We start from the raw sequence: 13,826 nt of genomic DNA, 5'->3' as shown, positions 1-13,826 counted from the left end.
CCGCTTTCTTCGTCATTTTTCAGACATCCTGTTCCGCAAACGGTTACTATGCTTACTTAGACTGTCTTTTTATGGCGGTAAGCGCGCGTTTTCGCTGAGTGGTGCAAAAAACAGAGAAATATTGGTGCTTTTGGTAGACAAACCCGACGGCCATCATTAGAATGCGCGCAATTTGCCAAAAATTGGCTTTGGGAGCGATTTTTGCATTGATTTAGATCGGGTTATCTGAATTAATATGCAGATATTGTGATTTATTATTCTTGGAGGATGCTTTGATAAAGTCAGCGCTATTGGTTCTGGAAGACGGAACCCAATTCCACGGTCGGGCCATCGGGGCAGAAGGGTCGGCAGTGGGGGAAGTGGTCTTCAATACGTCGATGACCGGTTATCAAGAAATCCTCACTGATCCTTCCTATTCCCGCCAGATTGTCACTCTCACTTATCCCCATATCGGTAATGTCGGCACCAATGCCGCTGATGAAGAATCCTCCGCAGTACACGCTCAGGGCCTGGTCATTCGCGATTTACCTCTGATTGCCAGCAACTACCGCAGTGAAGAAAACCTTTCTGATTACCTCAAGCGCAATAACATCGTTGCCATCGCCGATATTGATACCCGCAAGCTGACCCGTCTGTTACGCGAAAAAGGCGCACAGAACGGTTGCATCATCGCGGGCGATTCACCGGATGCTGAACTGGCGCTGCAAAAAGCCAAAGCGTTCCCGGGCCTGAAAGGCATGGATCTGGCGAAAGAAGTGACCACGACGGAATCTTACAGCTGGCAACAAGGAAGCTGGACGCTGGAAGGCGAATTGCCTGAAGTGAAGAAAGCTGAAGATCTGCCCTTCCACGTAGTGGCTTATGACTACGGCGCGAAACGCAACATCCTGCGCATGCTGGTGGATCGCGGTTGTCGCCTGACGGTGGTTCCGGCGCAGACCCCGGCAGAAGACGTGCTGAAAATGAATCCGGACGGCATCTTCCTGTCCAACGGACCGGGCGACCCGGAGCCTTGCGACTACGCTATCGCGGCCATCAAAACTTTCCTGGAAACCGACATTCCGGTCTTTGGCATCTGCCTCGGACATCAGTTACTGGCACTGGCCAGCGGCGCGAAGACGGTGAAAATGAAACTCGGCCACCACGGCGGTAACCACCCGGTGAAAGATCTCGATAAAGATATCGTGATGATCACCGCACAGAACCACGGCTTTGCGGTGGATGAATCTGACCTGCCAGCCAGCCTGCGCGTGACGCACAAATCTCTGTTTGACCATACGGTGCAGGGTATCCACCGTACCGATAAAGCGGCGTTCAGCTTCCAGGGCCACCCTGAAGCCAGCCCGGGCCCGCACGATGCGGCACCGCTGTTTGACCACTTTATCGAACTGATTGAAGCTTTTCGCACAAACAACGCCAGATAACAGGAGCGAATAAAAAATGCCAAAACGTACAGACATAAAAAGCATCCTGATTCTGGGCGCCGGCCCGATTGTTATCGGCCAGGCTTGTGAATTTGACTACTCCGGTGCACAGGCGTGTAAAGCGCTGCGTGAAGAGGGTTACCGCGTCATTCTGGTGAACTCCAACCCGGCCACCATCATGACTGACCCTGAAATGGCGGACGCGACCTATATCGAGCCAATTCACTGGGAAGTGGTGCGCAAGATTATCGAAAAAGAACGTCCGGACGCCGTGCTGCCAACCATGGGCGGCCAGACCGCACTGAACTGTGCGCTGGAACTGGAACGTCAGGGCGTGCTGGAAGAATTCGGCGTGACCATGATTGGCGCGACCGCAGACGCCATTGATAAAGCCGAAGACCGTCGCCGTTTCGACGTGGCGATGAAAAAGATTGGTCTGGACACCGCGCGTTCCGGTATCGCACACACCATGGAAGAAGCGCTGGCGGTTGCCGCTGACGTCGGCTTCCCGTGCATCATTCGTCCTTCCTTCACCATGGGCGGCACCGGTGGCGGTATCGCGTACAACCGTGAAGAGTTTGAAGAGATTTGCGAACGCGGTCTGGATCTTTCCCCGACCAAAGAGCTGCTGATTGATGAGTCGCTGATTGGCTGGAAAGAGTACGAGATGGAAGTGGTGCGTGATAAAAACGACAACTGCATCATCGTCTGCTCTATCGAAAACTTCGATGCGATGGGCATTCACACCGGTGACTCCATCACTGTCGCCCCGGCGCAGACCCTGACCGACAAAGAATATCAAATCATGCGTAACGCCTCGATGGCTGTACTGCGTGAAATCGGCGTAGAAACCGGCGGCTCTAACGTCCAGTTCTCGGTGAACCCGAAAAACGGCCGTCTGATCGTTATCGAAATGAACCCGCGCGTATCACGTTCTTCCGCGCTGGCGTCTAAAGCGACCGGTTTCCCGATTGCCAAAGTGGCGGCGAAACTGGCCGTCGGTTACACCCTCGATGAACTGATGAACGACATCACCGGCGGCAAAACCCCGGCCTCTTTCGAACCGTCTATCGACTACGTAGTGACCAAAATTCCTCGCTTCAACTTCGAGAAATTTGCCGGTGCCAACGACCGTCTGACCACGCAGATGAAATCTGTCGGCGAAGTAATGGCGATTGGCCGCACTCAGCAGGAATCTCTGCAAAAAGCTCTGCGCGGTCTGGAAGTGGGCGCGAGCGGTTTCGACCCGAAAGTGAGTCTGGATGACCCGGAAGCACTGACCAAAATCCGTCGTGAACTGAAAGAAGCCGGTGCCGAGCGTATCTGGTACATCGCTGATGCCTTCCGTGCCGGTATGTCGGTTGACGGAATCTTCAACCTGACCAACGTTGACCGCTGGTTCCTGGTGCAGATTGAAGAACTGGTAAAACTGGAAAATGAAGTGGCCGAAGGCGGCTTCAACATCCTGACCCACGATTACCTGCGCATGCTCAAGCGTAAAGGCTTCGCGGATCTCCGTCTGGCGAAACTGGTCGGTGTTTCAGAAAGCGAAGTGCGCAAACTGCGCCACAAATACAACCTGCATCCGGTCTACAAACGTGTGGATACCTGTGCGGCGGAATTCTCAACCGATACCGCCTACATGTATTCAACGTATGAAGAAGAGTGCGAATCCAACCCGACCAACGACAAGCCGAAAATCATGGTGCTGGGCGGCGGTCCAAACCGTATCGGTCAGGGTATCGAGTTCGATTATTGCTGCGTACACGCCTCACTGGCGCTGCGCGAAGACGGTTACGAAACCATCATGGTTAACTGTAACCCGGAAACGGTGTCTACCGACTACGACACTTCCGACCGTCTGTACTTTGAATCCGTCACACTGGAAGACGTGCTGGAAATCGTGCGTATCGAACAGCCGAAAGGCGTGATTGTTCAGTACGGCGGCCAGACTCCGCTGAAACTGGCGCGTGAACTGGAAGCCGCTGGCGTGCCGATTATCGGCACCAGCCCGGATGCGATTGACCGCGCCGAAGACCGTGAACGTTTCCAGCAGGCGGTTAACCGTCTGGGTCTGAAACAACCGGCAAACGCCACGGTCGCGACGATCGAACAGGCTGTCGAAAAAGCGGCGGGTATCGGTTATCCGCTGGTGGTGCGTCCATCTTATGTGCTGGGCGGCCGTGCGATGGAAATCGTTTACGACGAAATCGACCTGCGTCGTTACTTCCAGAATGCCGTCAGCGTGTCTAACGATGCGCCGGTGCTGCTGGACCGCTTCCTTGACGACGCCGTAGAAGTTGACGTTGATGCCATCTGCGACGGCGAGCGCGTGCTGATTGGCGGCATCATGGAACACATCGAGCAGGCTGGCGTGCACTCCGGTGACTCCGCATGTTCACTGCCTTGCTACACGCTGAGCCAGGAAATTCAGGATGTGATGCGTCAGCAGGTCGAGAAACTGGCCTTTGAGCTGAGCGTTCGCGGTCTGATGAACGTCCAGTTCGCTGTGAAGAACAACGAAGTCTACCTGATTGAAGTCAACCCGCGTGCTGCGCGTACCGTACCGTTCGTCTCCAAGGCGACCGGCGTGGCGCTGGCGAAAGTGGCGGCGCGCGTGATGGCGGGGCAGACACTGGCGCAGCAGGGCATCACCGAAGAAGTGATCCCGCCTTACTACTCCGTAAAAGAAGTGGTGCTGCCGTTCAACAAATTCCCTGGCGTTGACCCGATTCTGGGGCCGGAAATGCGCTCTACCGGTGAAGTCATGGGCGTGGGCCGTACTTTCGCCGAAGCCTTTGCCAAAGCGCAACTGGGAAGCAACTCCGGTATGAAGAAAGCCGGTCGCGCACTGTTGTCGGTTCGTGAAGGCGACAAAGGCCGCGTGGTGGATTTAGCCGCGAAACTGCTGAAACGCGGTTTCGAGCTGGATGCGACGCACGGCACCGCAGTGGTACTGGGCGAAGCCGGGATAAACCCGCGTCTGGTCAACAAGGTGCATGAAGGCCGTCCGCATATTCAGGACCGTATCAAGAACGGTGAATATGTGTATATCGTGAACACCACGGCGGGACGTCAGGCGATTGAAGACTCCAAGCTTATCCGTCGCAGCGCACTGCAATACAAAGTGCATTACGACACCACGCTGAACGGTGGTTTCGCTACGGCGATGGCGCTGTCATCTGACCCGACTGAACAGGTGATCTCAGTGCAGGAGATGCACGCGAAAATCGGCAAGTGATTATGTACTAAATTGCTGCGGTCGCTGAAACGTCCGTTCCCTCAGGGAGCGGACGTTTTTTTATGCCTGTACAAAAGTGAGATGTTAATTATATATATTAAATATGTTTATCAAACTAATTATACATAGTGCGCATAATTCCTTTCGGATGAAAGTGATTTGCACCTAACTCATTATTTTAGATCATTATTTCTAGTTAATGTGATGGGTGTCATGTGTGGTATATGTTTAATTATTCTTATGTATTTGTGCGTGAATTTATACTCATTGCCTTGGTTAGTTCACACAGAGAATTAACCCTTCTTGCTGTGCTTTCAGTCAAAAATGAGGAATCTCACATGTACAAAACACCTGTTACCCTTCTGGCGTTACTTATCGGCGCGGTTCTTGCGCCGGTATCACAGGCGGCACTGCCCGGAAAGCCGACCCTTGGCGCGGATGAAACCACCTTTGCAATCGTTGATATCAATCAGTCTGCCTCAGCCTATAACCAGCTGGTGACGGTAAAAAATGCGGCGGATGTGACGGTCACCTGGAATTTATGGACCGGCGACGCGGGCCAGACGGCCAAAGTTTTACTCAATGGTGCGCAGGTCTGGAGCGGCCCCTCCGGCGCGACAGGCAGCGCCACGTTTGCTGTCAATAAAGGCGGGCGTTATCAGTTACAGGTCGCCTTATGTAACAGCGAAGGCTGTACCACCAGCGATGCCAAGCAAATTGTGGTGGCGGATACCGACGGCAGCCATTTATTGCCTTTGACCAGCACGCTGAAAGAAAACAACCAGCCGTATAACAACAAATCCGGCAAAGTCGTGGGCGCCTATTTTGTTGAGTGGGGTGTTTACGGGCGCGGATTCCCGGTCGATAAAATTCCTGCACAGAATCTGACGCACATCCTGTACGGCTTCACGCCAATTTGCGGCGGTGACGGCATTAACGACAGTTTAAAAAGCATCGAGGGCAGTTTTCAGGCTTTGCAACGTGCCTGTGCCGGACGCCAGGACTTTAAAGTGGCGATCCACGATCCCTGGGCTGCGGTACAAATGCCTCAGCAGGGTGTCAGTGAATATTCTGCGCCTTATAAAGGCAATTTCGGTCAGATGATGGCGCTGAAAAAGGCCTATCCCAACCTGAAAATTGTTCCTTCGATCGGTGGCTGGACGCTCTCTGACCCGTTCTATTTCATGAAAGACAAAGCTAAGCGCGACGTTTTTGTGGCCTCGGTGAAAGAATTCCTGCAAACCTGGAAGTTCTTCGACGGGGTGGATATTGACTGGGAATTCCCGGGCGGTGGCGGTGAGAACCCGGCACTGGGCAGCACGGCGGATGGCGAGACTTATGTGCAGCTGATGAAAGATCTGCGGACGATGCTCAATGAGTTATCTGCCCAAACCGGGAAAACCTACGAACTGAGTTCGGCGATCAGCGCCGGTCGGGACAAAATTGATAACGTCGATTACAGCGCCGCGCAGCAGTATATGGATCATATATTTCTGATGAGCTACGACTTCTATGGTGCTTTCTCCCTGACAACGCTGGGACACCAGACCGCACTGTATGGCTCCGCCTCGAAACCCGATACCGATTACACCACCGATCACGGCGTTCAGGTTTTGTTAACTCAGGGCGTGACACCGGGCAAAATTGTGGTGGGCGCGGCCATGTACGGGCGCGGCTGGACGGGCGTTAAGAATATGCAAAATAATGACCCGTTCACCGGCACGGCCACCGGTCCGACCGCCGGAACCTGGGAGAATGGCATTCTCGATTACCGTCAGGTGGCGAAACTTAAAGCCAGCAGTGACTGGCAGTACAACTATGATGCGGCCGCTGAAGCGCCGTATTTATGGAAGCCATCCACCGGCGATCTGATCACTTATGACGACACCCGTTCCGTGATTGCCAAAGGGAAATATGTGCTTGCGAATCAGCTCGGTGGCCTGTTCGCATGGGAAATCGATGCGGATAACGGCGATATTTTAAATGCCATGCACGAAGGTTTAGGGGACGGCAGCGGCGGCGGTTCGACGAATCTTGCACCACTGGCGAACGCCGGGACAAATCAGAATGTGACCGGCCCGGTTAGCGTGACGCTTGATGGCACGGCTTCCCGTGATCCGGAAAATGGCGCGCTGACCTATCTGTGGAGCAAAGTTTCCGGCCCGGCCGTGACGCTGACCAATGCCGATAAAGCCAAGGCGCAGTTTAGTGTGCTCAGCACCACGCAGGATCAGGTCTGGGTATTCCAGCTTAAAGTCACCGACCCGCAGGGGCTGAGTGCCACCGCGCAGGTTCAGGTGACAAACTCCGCAGTGCAGGCGAATCAGCCGCCGGTAGTGACGTTGCCAGCGGCCATGACCGTGACGGCGGGGAACACCTTCGCGCTGGTGGCGCAGGCGACGGATGCCAACAGTGATCCGTTAACCTATCAGTGGACGCTGCCCGCCGGTCTGAGCGCCAGCTCGCTCACTGCCAGTTCCATCAACATCACGGCACCCGCGGTCACCAGCAGCACGGTATATCCGGTCAGTGTGGTGGTCAGCGACGGAAAATCATCCGCCACGGCCAGCTTACAGCTGACGGTTATCCCGGAAAGTTCCGGCGGATGTGGCGTGACAACGGACCCGGCTGCTGCAAGCGTGCCTGCCTGGGTCAGCAGCAAAATCTATAATACGGGCGATGCGGTGAGCTATAACCAGCTGATATGGAAAGCAAAATACTGGACGCAAAACAATCCACCTTTACGCAGCAGCGATCAGTGGCAACTGGTCAGCAATGTCACGCTTCCTTACGACAATGCGGCGACCTACCTGCAGGGCGAAATGGCCACCTCTGGCGGCCATAACTGGAAAGCGAAAGTCTGGACACAAGGCGTTACGCCGGTTGCCGGTGACAACTGGCTGGATCTCGGAGCAATCAGTTGTCCGTAAATCCTGCGCGATAAATCAACAGGGCCAGATGGCCCTGTTTTTCATCGTATTTACGGCAGTTATTAATGTTAAAAATACTTTATGATGAATCCATATTCTGTCGATATGAGTTCACTGATGATTTTAATAATTTACGCCCATCCTTATCCGCGTCATTCAAGAGCCAATCAGGGGCTGTTGTCGGCAGTCAGTGATCTGCCCAACGTCGAAGTGCGTTCGCTCTACGACCTCTATCCCGATTTCAATATCGACATCGCCGCTGAACAGAAAGCGGTTGAACGCGCGGATTTGGTGGTTTTTCAGCATCCAATCCAGTGGTACAGCCTGCCGCCGCTGATGAAACTGTGGATCGACAAAGTGCTCGAACACGGCTGGGCGTACGGCCATGAAGGCAACGCGCTCAACGGCAAACATTGTCTGTGGGCGGTGACCACGGGCGGTAACGAGCATCATTTTGAGCTGGGCGATCACCCTGATTTTGACGTGCTGGCGCAGCCGTTACAGGCGACAGCCATTTATTGCGGTATGCACTGGCTGCCATATTTCGCTGTGCACAATACGTTTATTTGCGATGAGGCAGCGCTGAAAGCGGCGGGCGAAGAATACCGCCGCCGTCTGACCGCCTGTCTCAGCCTGAAAGAAGGCTGTCCGCCGGAGGTGAGTCTTGGATAATCATAACCTGATGATTGAAGGGCTGATTTATCTCGGCTCGGCGGCGCTGTTTGTGCCGATTGCTGTGCGCCTGGGACTGGGGTCGGTGCTCGGTTACCTGATTGCGGGCTGCATTATCGGGCCGTGGGGGCTGAAACTGGTCTCCGACGCGGAGTCGATTCTGACCTTTGCCGAAATCGGTGTGGTGCTGATGCTGTTTGTCATCGGGCTGGAGCTGGATCCTAAACGGCTGTGGACGATGCGGGCCTCGGTCTTTGGCGGCGGCAGCATTCAGATGGTTGGCTGCGGCGTGGTGCTCAGCGTGTTCTGTTATTTCCTCGGACTGGACTGGAAAATTGCGCTGCTGATTGGTCTGACGCTGGCGCTGTCTTCCACGGCGATTGCCATGCAGGCGATGAGTGAGCGCAGCCTGACGCCTTCACCGATTGGCCGCAGTTCGTTCGCCGTGTTGCTGTTCCAGGATATCGCCGCGATCCCGCTGGTGGCGATGATCCCTTTACTGGCGAGCACCGGTGAAGCGACAACGCTGATGAGCTTTGGTTTGTCAGCTGCAAAAGTGGCCGGTGCACTGGTGCTGGTTATCCTGCTCGGACGCTATGTCACGCGGCCCTTGCTGCACTTTGTCGCCCGCTCCGGTATGCGCGAAGTGTTCAGTGCCGTCGCGCTGTTTCTGGTTTTCGGTTTCGGCATTTTGCTGGAAATGGCAGGCATGTCGATGGCGATGGGCGCGTTTCTGGCGGGCGTATTGCTGGCAAGCTCTGAATACCGTCACGCGCTGGAAAGCGATATCCAGCCGTTCAAAGGTCTGCTGCTCGGCTTGTTCTTTATCGGTGTCGGTATGTCGATCGACTTCGGCACGCTGGTCCATCAGCCGTTGCTGATCGCCACGTTGCTGGTCGGATTTATGGCGCTGAAAGCCGCTTTGCTGTGGCTGGTTGCGCCGTGGCTGGGTGTGCCGAAAAAGCAGCGCGGCCTGTTTGCCATCCTGATCGGGCAGGGCAGTGAGTTTGCATTTGTGATTTTCAGCACGGCGCAAATGGCGGGCGTATTGCCGGTGGAATGGTCGAAAGCCCTGACGCTGGCCGTGGCGCTGTCAATGGCCGTCACGCCATTATTGCTGGTGGTATCCGCACGGCTTGAACGTAATGCACCGAAAGATGACCGTCCGCATGACACCATTGATGATGAAAACGCGCAGGTGATTATCGCCGGTTTCGGACGTTTTGGTCAGATTGCCGGTCGTTTGTTGCTGGCGAACAATGTGCACACCGTGGTACTGGATCACGACCCGGACCATATTGAAACGCTGCGTAAGTTTGGCACTAAAGTCTTTTACGGCGATGCCACCCGGGTGGACTTGCTGGAGTCGGCTGGTGCCGCGCAGGCCAAAGTACTGATTAACGCCATCGACGATGTGGAGGCGAACCTTCAGCTGACCGCACTGGCGAAAGAACATTTCCCGAACCTGAAAATCATTGCCCGTGCCCGCGATGTCGATCACTGGTATCAGTTGCGTCAGCTGGGCGTGGAAGCGCCGGAACGTGAACTGTTTGAAGGCTCGCTGCGCGTGGGCCGCGATGTGCTGGAAGCGCTGGGGCTGGATGCCTATGAAGCCCGCGAGAAAGCCGATCTGTTCCGCCGCTATAACCTGAAAATGCTGGAAGCGACGATCGAGAATTACGAAGATACCGAGTTCCGTATCGCCAGCATGCAGCGTGCGAAAGATATGCTGACAGCCGCCATTGAGCAGGATCAGGAACGTCTGGCTTCCGGTCAGCAGCAGGGCTGGCGCGGCAGTATTGACGGAAAAGCGCCGGAAAAAGAGGTGATTGAGGCGAAGGGATAAAGACGCGTAAAAACAGAAAACCGGTGCCTGATGCACCGGTTTTTTTCTTCCGGATATCAGCTCAGGGCGACTTTAATGCCCAGCCCAATCAATACCCCGCCCAGCAGTTTATCAATCAGTTTCTGTGCTTTCGCCAGACCGCGGCGCACCGGCGGGCTTTGGATCAGCAATGCCAGCGACGGCCACCAGATGACCGACAATCCGACGATAATCGAGGCGTACCACAGTTTCTCACCGAAGGTGGAATTGATCTGCAAGACCTGTGTGAACATCGCCAGGAAAAACAACGTCGCCTTGGGATTCAGCAGGTTGCACAGATAACCCTGCACAAACGCGGTGCGCAGTTTCACCTGCTGAGGTTCCAGACCATCAAGGTTCATCTTGCTGTTGCTGCGTGAGAACAACGCCTGAATCCCCACCCAGATCAGATAGGCCGCGCCGACATATTTCAGCAAATCGAATAACCACGGTGTGGTGGTGATCACCACCGCCAGACCCGCCACGCAGTAAGACATGTGCGTGATCACGCCACAAATCACACCCAGCGAAGTCATCAGTGCCGCGATACGCGGATAGCGGGCCGCATTTTTGATCACCAGAAAGAAATCAGGGCCGGGAGAGAGCATGCCGAGGAAGGCGATACTGGCAACAAAAAGGGTGGTTTCAAGCATGAAAATAACCGTCGTCAATGTTCAGAACAAAAGAAGGCGGCATGATACGCCAATCCTCCGTAAGTTAAATCACTCTTAGGGCTTTTTTTGCAGGCAGCTATACTGATCTTTCGCGTGGCTGTACCGTTATCGCCCCGGCGTGTAAGCCCCGTTGTACATCGCGGAGTGACAATGCAAAAGCCGGTGAGTGCAAGCAGAGTGATCCTCTGAATTATCCGCAATACTGCCGGTTTATGACCGTGATTTGGCGGATGGGCTGGTGCTTTTGAGGGGGAATATCCCGCACAGGTCATTGCTCTCTTATATCTTTGTAAAGCGTGAGTCTTCCTATCGACGGCTGATGGGGCTTTCCGTATAGTGGCAGCTCTTTTTTGGGGTCACGCACAAATTCCTTATCTACACAGGGCTTCACAATGATTATTAGCCTGATCGCCGCACTGGCGACCGATCGCGTTATTGGCATGGAAAACGCTATGCCTTGGCATTTACCTGGTGATCTGGCCTGGTTTAAGCGTAATACGCTCAACAAACCTGTCATCATGGGACGCAAGACGTTTGAGTCAATCGGACGCCCTTTGCCTGGCCGGCTGAATATCATCATCAGTTCAAACCCTGGTGAGCATGACGGCGTGACCTGGGTAACCTCTGTTGACGCTGCACTGGCGACTGCCGGTGATGTCGAAGAAGTGATGGTGATGGGCGGGGGACGGGTTTACGAGCAGTTACTGCCAAAAGCCAACCGTCTGTATCTGACCCACATTGATGCGGAAGTGGAAGGGGACACGCATTTCCCTGACTACGAGCCGGATGACTGGGAAAGCACCTTCAGCGAATTCCACGATGCGGATGAGCAAAACTCACACGGTTATTGCTTCGAAATCCTCGATCGTCGCGTCTGATTTCAGGATCGCGTAAAACAGAAAAAGGCACCTGTCACGGTGCCTTTTTGCTTTCTGAGGAACAGCGAGGGGGTTAAATCGCTTTCGGGATCTCAGCGTGTTCTTTTTCGCTCTGGCGGTTTGAAGGCTGAGTGAAATAGGTTTTGTCTTCCCAGCGCAACATCGTCAGATCACCGCCCCAGCAGCAGCCGGTATCCAGCGCATAAATGCCTTCCGGCGCCCCTTTTCCTTCCAGCGAGGCCCAGTGTCCGAAAGCGATACTGTAGCCCGCTTCCTGCAACGGACCCGGAATATCAAACCAGGGTTTCAGCGGTTTCGGCGCATTTTCCGGCACATCTTTGCAGATCATATCCAGCTGACCGTTCGGGAAACAGTAACGCATGCGCGTGAAGGCATTGGTGCTGAAACGCAAACGTGCCAGACCGGTCAGTTCAGGATGCCAGTTGTTCGGCATATCGCCGTACATTGCATCCAGAAACAGCGGATAGGTGTCGCTGCTCAGCACGGATTCCACTTCACGGGCGCACATCTGCGCCGTTTCAAGATCCCACTGAGGCGTGATCCCGGCGTGCGCCATGACCAGCTTCAGTTCCTCGTCTACCTGCAACACCGGCTGACGGCGCAACCAGTTGATCAGCTCATCCGCATCCCCGGCTTCAAGCAGAGGCGTGATGCGATCTTTCGGCTTGTTGAAACTGATGCCAGCGTACACGGCCAGTAAATGCAGATCGTGATTACCCAACACCATACGCACGGCGTCGCCCAGGCCGCTGACAAACCGCAGCACTTCGAGAGAGGACGGCCCTCTTGCGACCAGATCGCCGGTCAGCCAGAGCACGTCATGTTGCGGATTAAAATCCACCTGCGCCAATAGCGCCTTGAGTTCATCGATGCAACCGTGAACGTCACCAATAAGATATGTCGACATGAGGATTAATTGATCAGCGTAGGGATGGCGAGGCGGAAGACCGGAACCGGCACACGGAAGGATTCACCGTCTTGTGCGACCATTTCATAATGGCCTTCCATCGTGCCCAGCGGCGTTTCTAAAATCGCGCCACTGGTATAGTGAAATTCATTGCCAGGCAGGATCAGCGGCTGTTCGCCGATGACCCCTTCACCCTGGACTTCAGTCTGGCGGCCATTACTGTTGGTGATCAACCAGTAACGACGCAGCAGTTGCACGTTAAAACGCCCCAGATTGCGGATGGTAATGGTGTAAGCGAAGACAAAGCGTTCTTCTTCCGGTATCGACTGTGACTCAACGTAGATACTTTGCACCTGAACACAAACACGGGGCGAATTAAGCATAACGCTACTCCTGAGGTTCCGGATTCTTAGGTCGTGTGGATAACCAGTTAGCCAGTTTACAGAATTGCTCTACAGAAATATTTTCAGCACGCATGCTGAGATCTAAGCCCAGTTCGGTCATTTGTTCCGGAGTGAACAGGTGGCCGAGGCTGTTGCGCACGGTTTTACGACGCTGGTTAAAGGCGTCAGTCGTCAGGCGGCTCAGAATGCGAATATCCGGTACCGGATACGGGATCACTTCATGCGGCACTAAACGCACCACGGCGGATTCGACTTTAGGCGCCGGTGTAAAGGATTCAGGTGGCACTTCCAGCACCGGGATCACGTTACAGTAATATTGCGCCATCACCGTTAAACGACCATACGCTTTGCTGTTCGGGCCTGCAACCAGACGATTAACCACTTCCTTCTGCAACATAAAGTGCATGTCTTTGATGGCGTTGGTATAGGTGAACAGGTGGAACATCAGCGGCGTAGAAATGTTGTACGGCAGGTTACCAAAAACGCGCAGTGGCTGGCCGAGTTCTTCAGACAGTTCGCCGAAATTGATTTTCATTGCATCGGACTGGATGACGCGCAGCTTGCCCTGAAACTTAGGATTATTTTCCAGGCGCGTAGCCAGATCGCGGTCGAGTTCGATCACCGTCATGCTGTCCAGACGTGAAGCGACCGGCTCAGTTAATGCCGCCAGACCCGGACCGATTTCAACCACAGCTTCGCCCGGCATAGGGTGAATGGCCGATACGATGCTGTCGATAACAAACTGATCGGTTAAGAAGTTTTGCCCAAAACGTTTACGGGCAAAGTGACCTTGGTGGACTCTACTATTCAT

10 protein-coding genes are annotated in these 13,826 nt (G+C 54.4%); 6 read left to right on the top strand and 4 right to left on the bottom strand.

Features of this window, described 5'->3' with window-relative positions; translation table 11 throughout:
- Window positions 1-272 precede the first annotated feature (272 nt).
- The 5 genes from carA (at window position 273) to kefC (ending at window position 10,113) form a co-directional block, all read left to right on the top strand.
- The gene (carA, locus tag EDF78_RS12490) at window positions 273-1,424 is read left to right on the top strand and encodes a glutamine-hydrolyzing carbamoyl-phosphate synthase small subunit (RefSeq protein ID WP_119822508.1); all 1,152 of its coding nucleotides are present in this window, start codon (window positions 273-275) and stop codon (window positions 1,422-1,424) included.
- Window positions 1,425-1,440: 16 nt separating this feature from the next.
- The gene (carB, locus tag EDF78_RS12485) at window positions 1,441-4,665 is read left to right on the top strand and encodes a carbamoyl-phosphate synthase large subunit (protein WP_095924612.1); all 3,225 of its coding nucleotides are present in this window, start codon (window positions 1,441-1,443) and stop codon (window positions 4,663-4,665) included.
- A 338-nt stretch (window positions 4,666-5,003) separates the two neighbouring features.
- On the top strand, window positions 5,004-7,595 hold the full coding sequence (locus EDF78_RS12480) for a glycosyl hydrolase family 18 protein (protein ID WP_133823195.1): 2,592 nt from the start codon (window positions 5,004-5,006) through the stop codon (window positions 7,593-7,595).
- Window positions 7,596-7,712: 117 nt separating this feature from the next.
- Window positions 7,713-8,267, top strand: a complete 555-nt coding sequence (gene kefF / locus EDF78_RS12475; RefSeq protein WP_095925275.1) for a glutathione-regulated potassium-efflux system oxidoreductase KefF — start codon at window positions 7,713-7,715, stop codon at window positions 8,265-8,267.
- Window positions 8,260-10,113: a glutathione-regulated potassium-efflux system protein KefC gene (kefC, locus tag EDF78_RS12470; protein ID WP_095924614.1), complete on the top strand. Its 1,854-nt coding sequence runs from the start codon at window positions 8,260-8,262 to the stop codon at window positions 10,111-10,113. The genes kefF and kefC overlap by 8 nt, the downstream gene beginning before the upstream one ends.
- A gap of 56 nt (window positions 10,114-10,169) precedes the next feature.
- On the opposite strand, the gene EDF78_RS12465 is transcribed toward kefC, so the two are convergent.
- On the bottom strand, window positions 10,170-10,784 hold the full coding sequence (locus EDF78_RS12465) for a LysE family translocator (protein ID WP_095924615.1): 615 nt from the start codon (window positions 10,782-10,784) through the stop codon (window positions 10,170-10,172).
- Window positions 10,785-11,197: 413 nt separating this feature from the next.
- On the opposite strand from EDF78_RS12465, the gene folA reads away from it, so the two are divergent.
- Window positions 11,198-11,683 (top strand): type 3 dihydrofolate reductase, encoded by a 486-nt coding sequence (gene folA, locus EDF78_RS12460; protein WP_133823194.1) that lies wholly within the window; start codon window positions 11,198-11,200, stop codon window positions 11,681-11,683.
- Window positions 11,684-11,756: 73 nt separating this feature from the next.
- Here the strand turns inward: folA and apaH are convergent, their stop codons facing one another.
- The 3 genes from apaH to rsmA are packed head-to-tail and all read right to left on the bottom strand — an operon-like array spanning window position 11,757 to window position 13,826.
- Window positions 11,757-12,611: a bis(5'-nucleosyl)-tetraphosphatase (symmetrical) ApaH gene (apaH, locus tag EDF78_RS12455; protein WP_131693377.1), complete on the bottom strand. Its 855-nt coding sequence runs from the start codon at window positions 12,609-12,611 to the stop codon at window positions 11,757-11,759.
- Window positions 12,612-12,616: 5 nt separating this feature from the next.
- Entirely contained in the window at window positions 12,617-12,994 is a 378-nt protein-coding gene (apaG, locus tag EDF78_RS12450) for a Co2+/Mg2+ efflux protein ApaG (protein WP_095924618.1), read from the bottom strand.
- Window positions 12,995-12,998: 4 nt separating this feature from the next.
- Entirely contained in the window at window positions 12,999-13,826 is an 828-nt protein-coding gene (rsmA, locus tag EDF78_RS12445) for a 16S rRNA (adenine(1518)-N(6)/adenine(1519)-N(6))-dimethyltransferase RsmA (RefSeq protein WP_095924619.1), read from the bottom strand.

The organism is Rahnella sp. BIGb0236 (assembly GCF_004364755.1).
Classification (GTDB): domain Bacteria; phylum Pseudomonadota; class Gammaproteobacteria; order Enterobacterales; family Enterobacteriaceae; genus Rahnella; species Rahnella victoriana.
The sequence above is the reverse complement of the archived record's forward strand: the minus strand, read 5'-3'. Positions and strand labels throughout refer to the sequence as shown.

Coding starts and splice junctions, on each gene's coding strand:
- EDF78_RS12465 (WP_095924615.1), bottom strand. CDS start 10,784: ATGCTTGAAACCACCCTTTTTGTTGCCAGTATCGCCTTCCTCGGCATG.
- kefF (WP_095925275.1), top strand. CDS start 7,713: ATGATTTTAATAATTTACGCCCATCCTTATCCGCGTCATTCAAGAGCC.
- folA (WP_133823194.1), top strand. CDS start 11,198: ATGATTATTAGCCTGATCGCCGCACTGGCGACCGATCGCGTTATTGGC.
- carB (WP_095924612.1), top strand. CDS start 1,441: ATGCCAAAACGTACAGACATAAAAAGCATCCTGATTCTGGGCGCCGGC.
- apaG (WP_095924618.1), bottom strand. CDS start 12,994: ATGCTTAATTCGCCCCGTGTTTGTGTTCAGGTGCAAAGTATCTACGTT.
- rsmA (WP_095924619.1), bottom strand. CDS start 13,826: ATGAATAGTAGAGTCCACCAAGGTCACTTTGCCCGTAAACGTTTTGGG.
- apaH (WP_131693377.1), bottom strand. CDS start 12,611: ATGTCGACATATCTTATTGGTGACGTTCACGGTTGCATCGATGAACTC.
- EDF78_RS12480 (WP_133823195.1), top strand. CDS start 5,004: ATGTACAAAACACCTGTTACCCTTCTGGCGTTACTTATCGGCGCGGTT.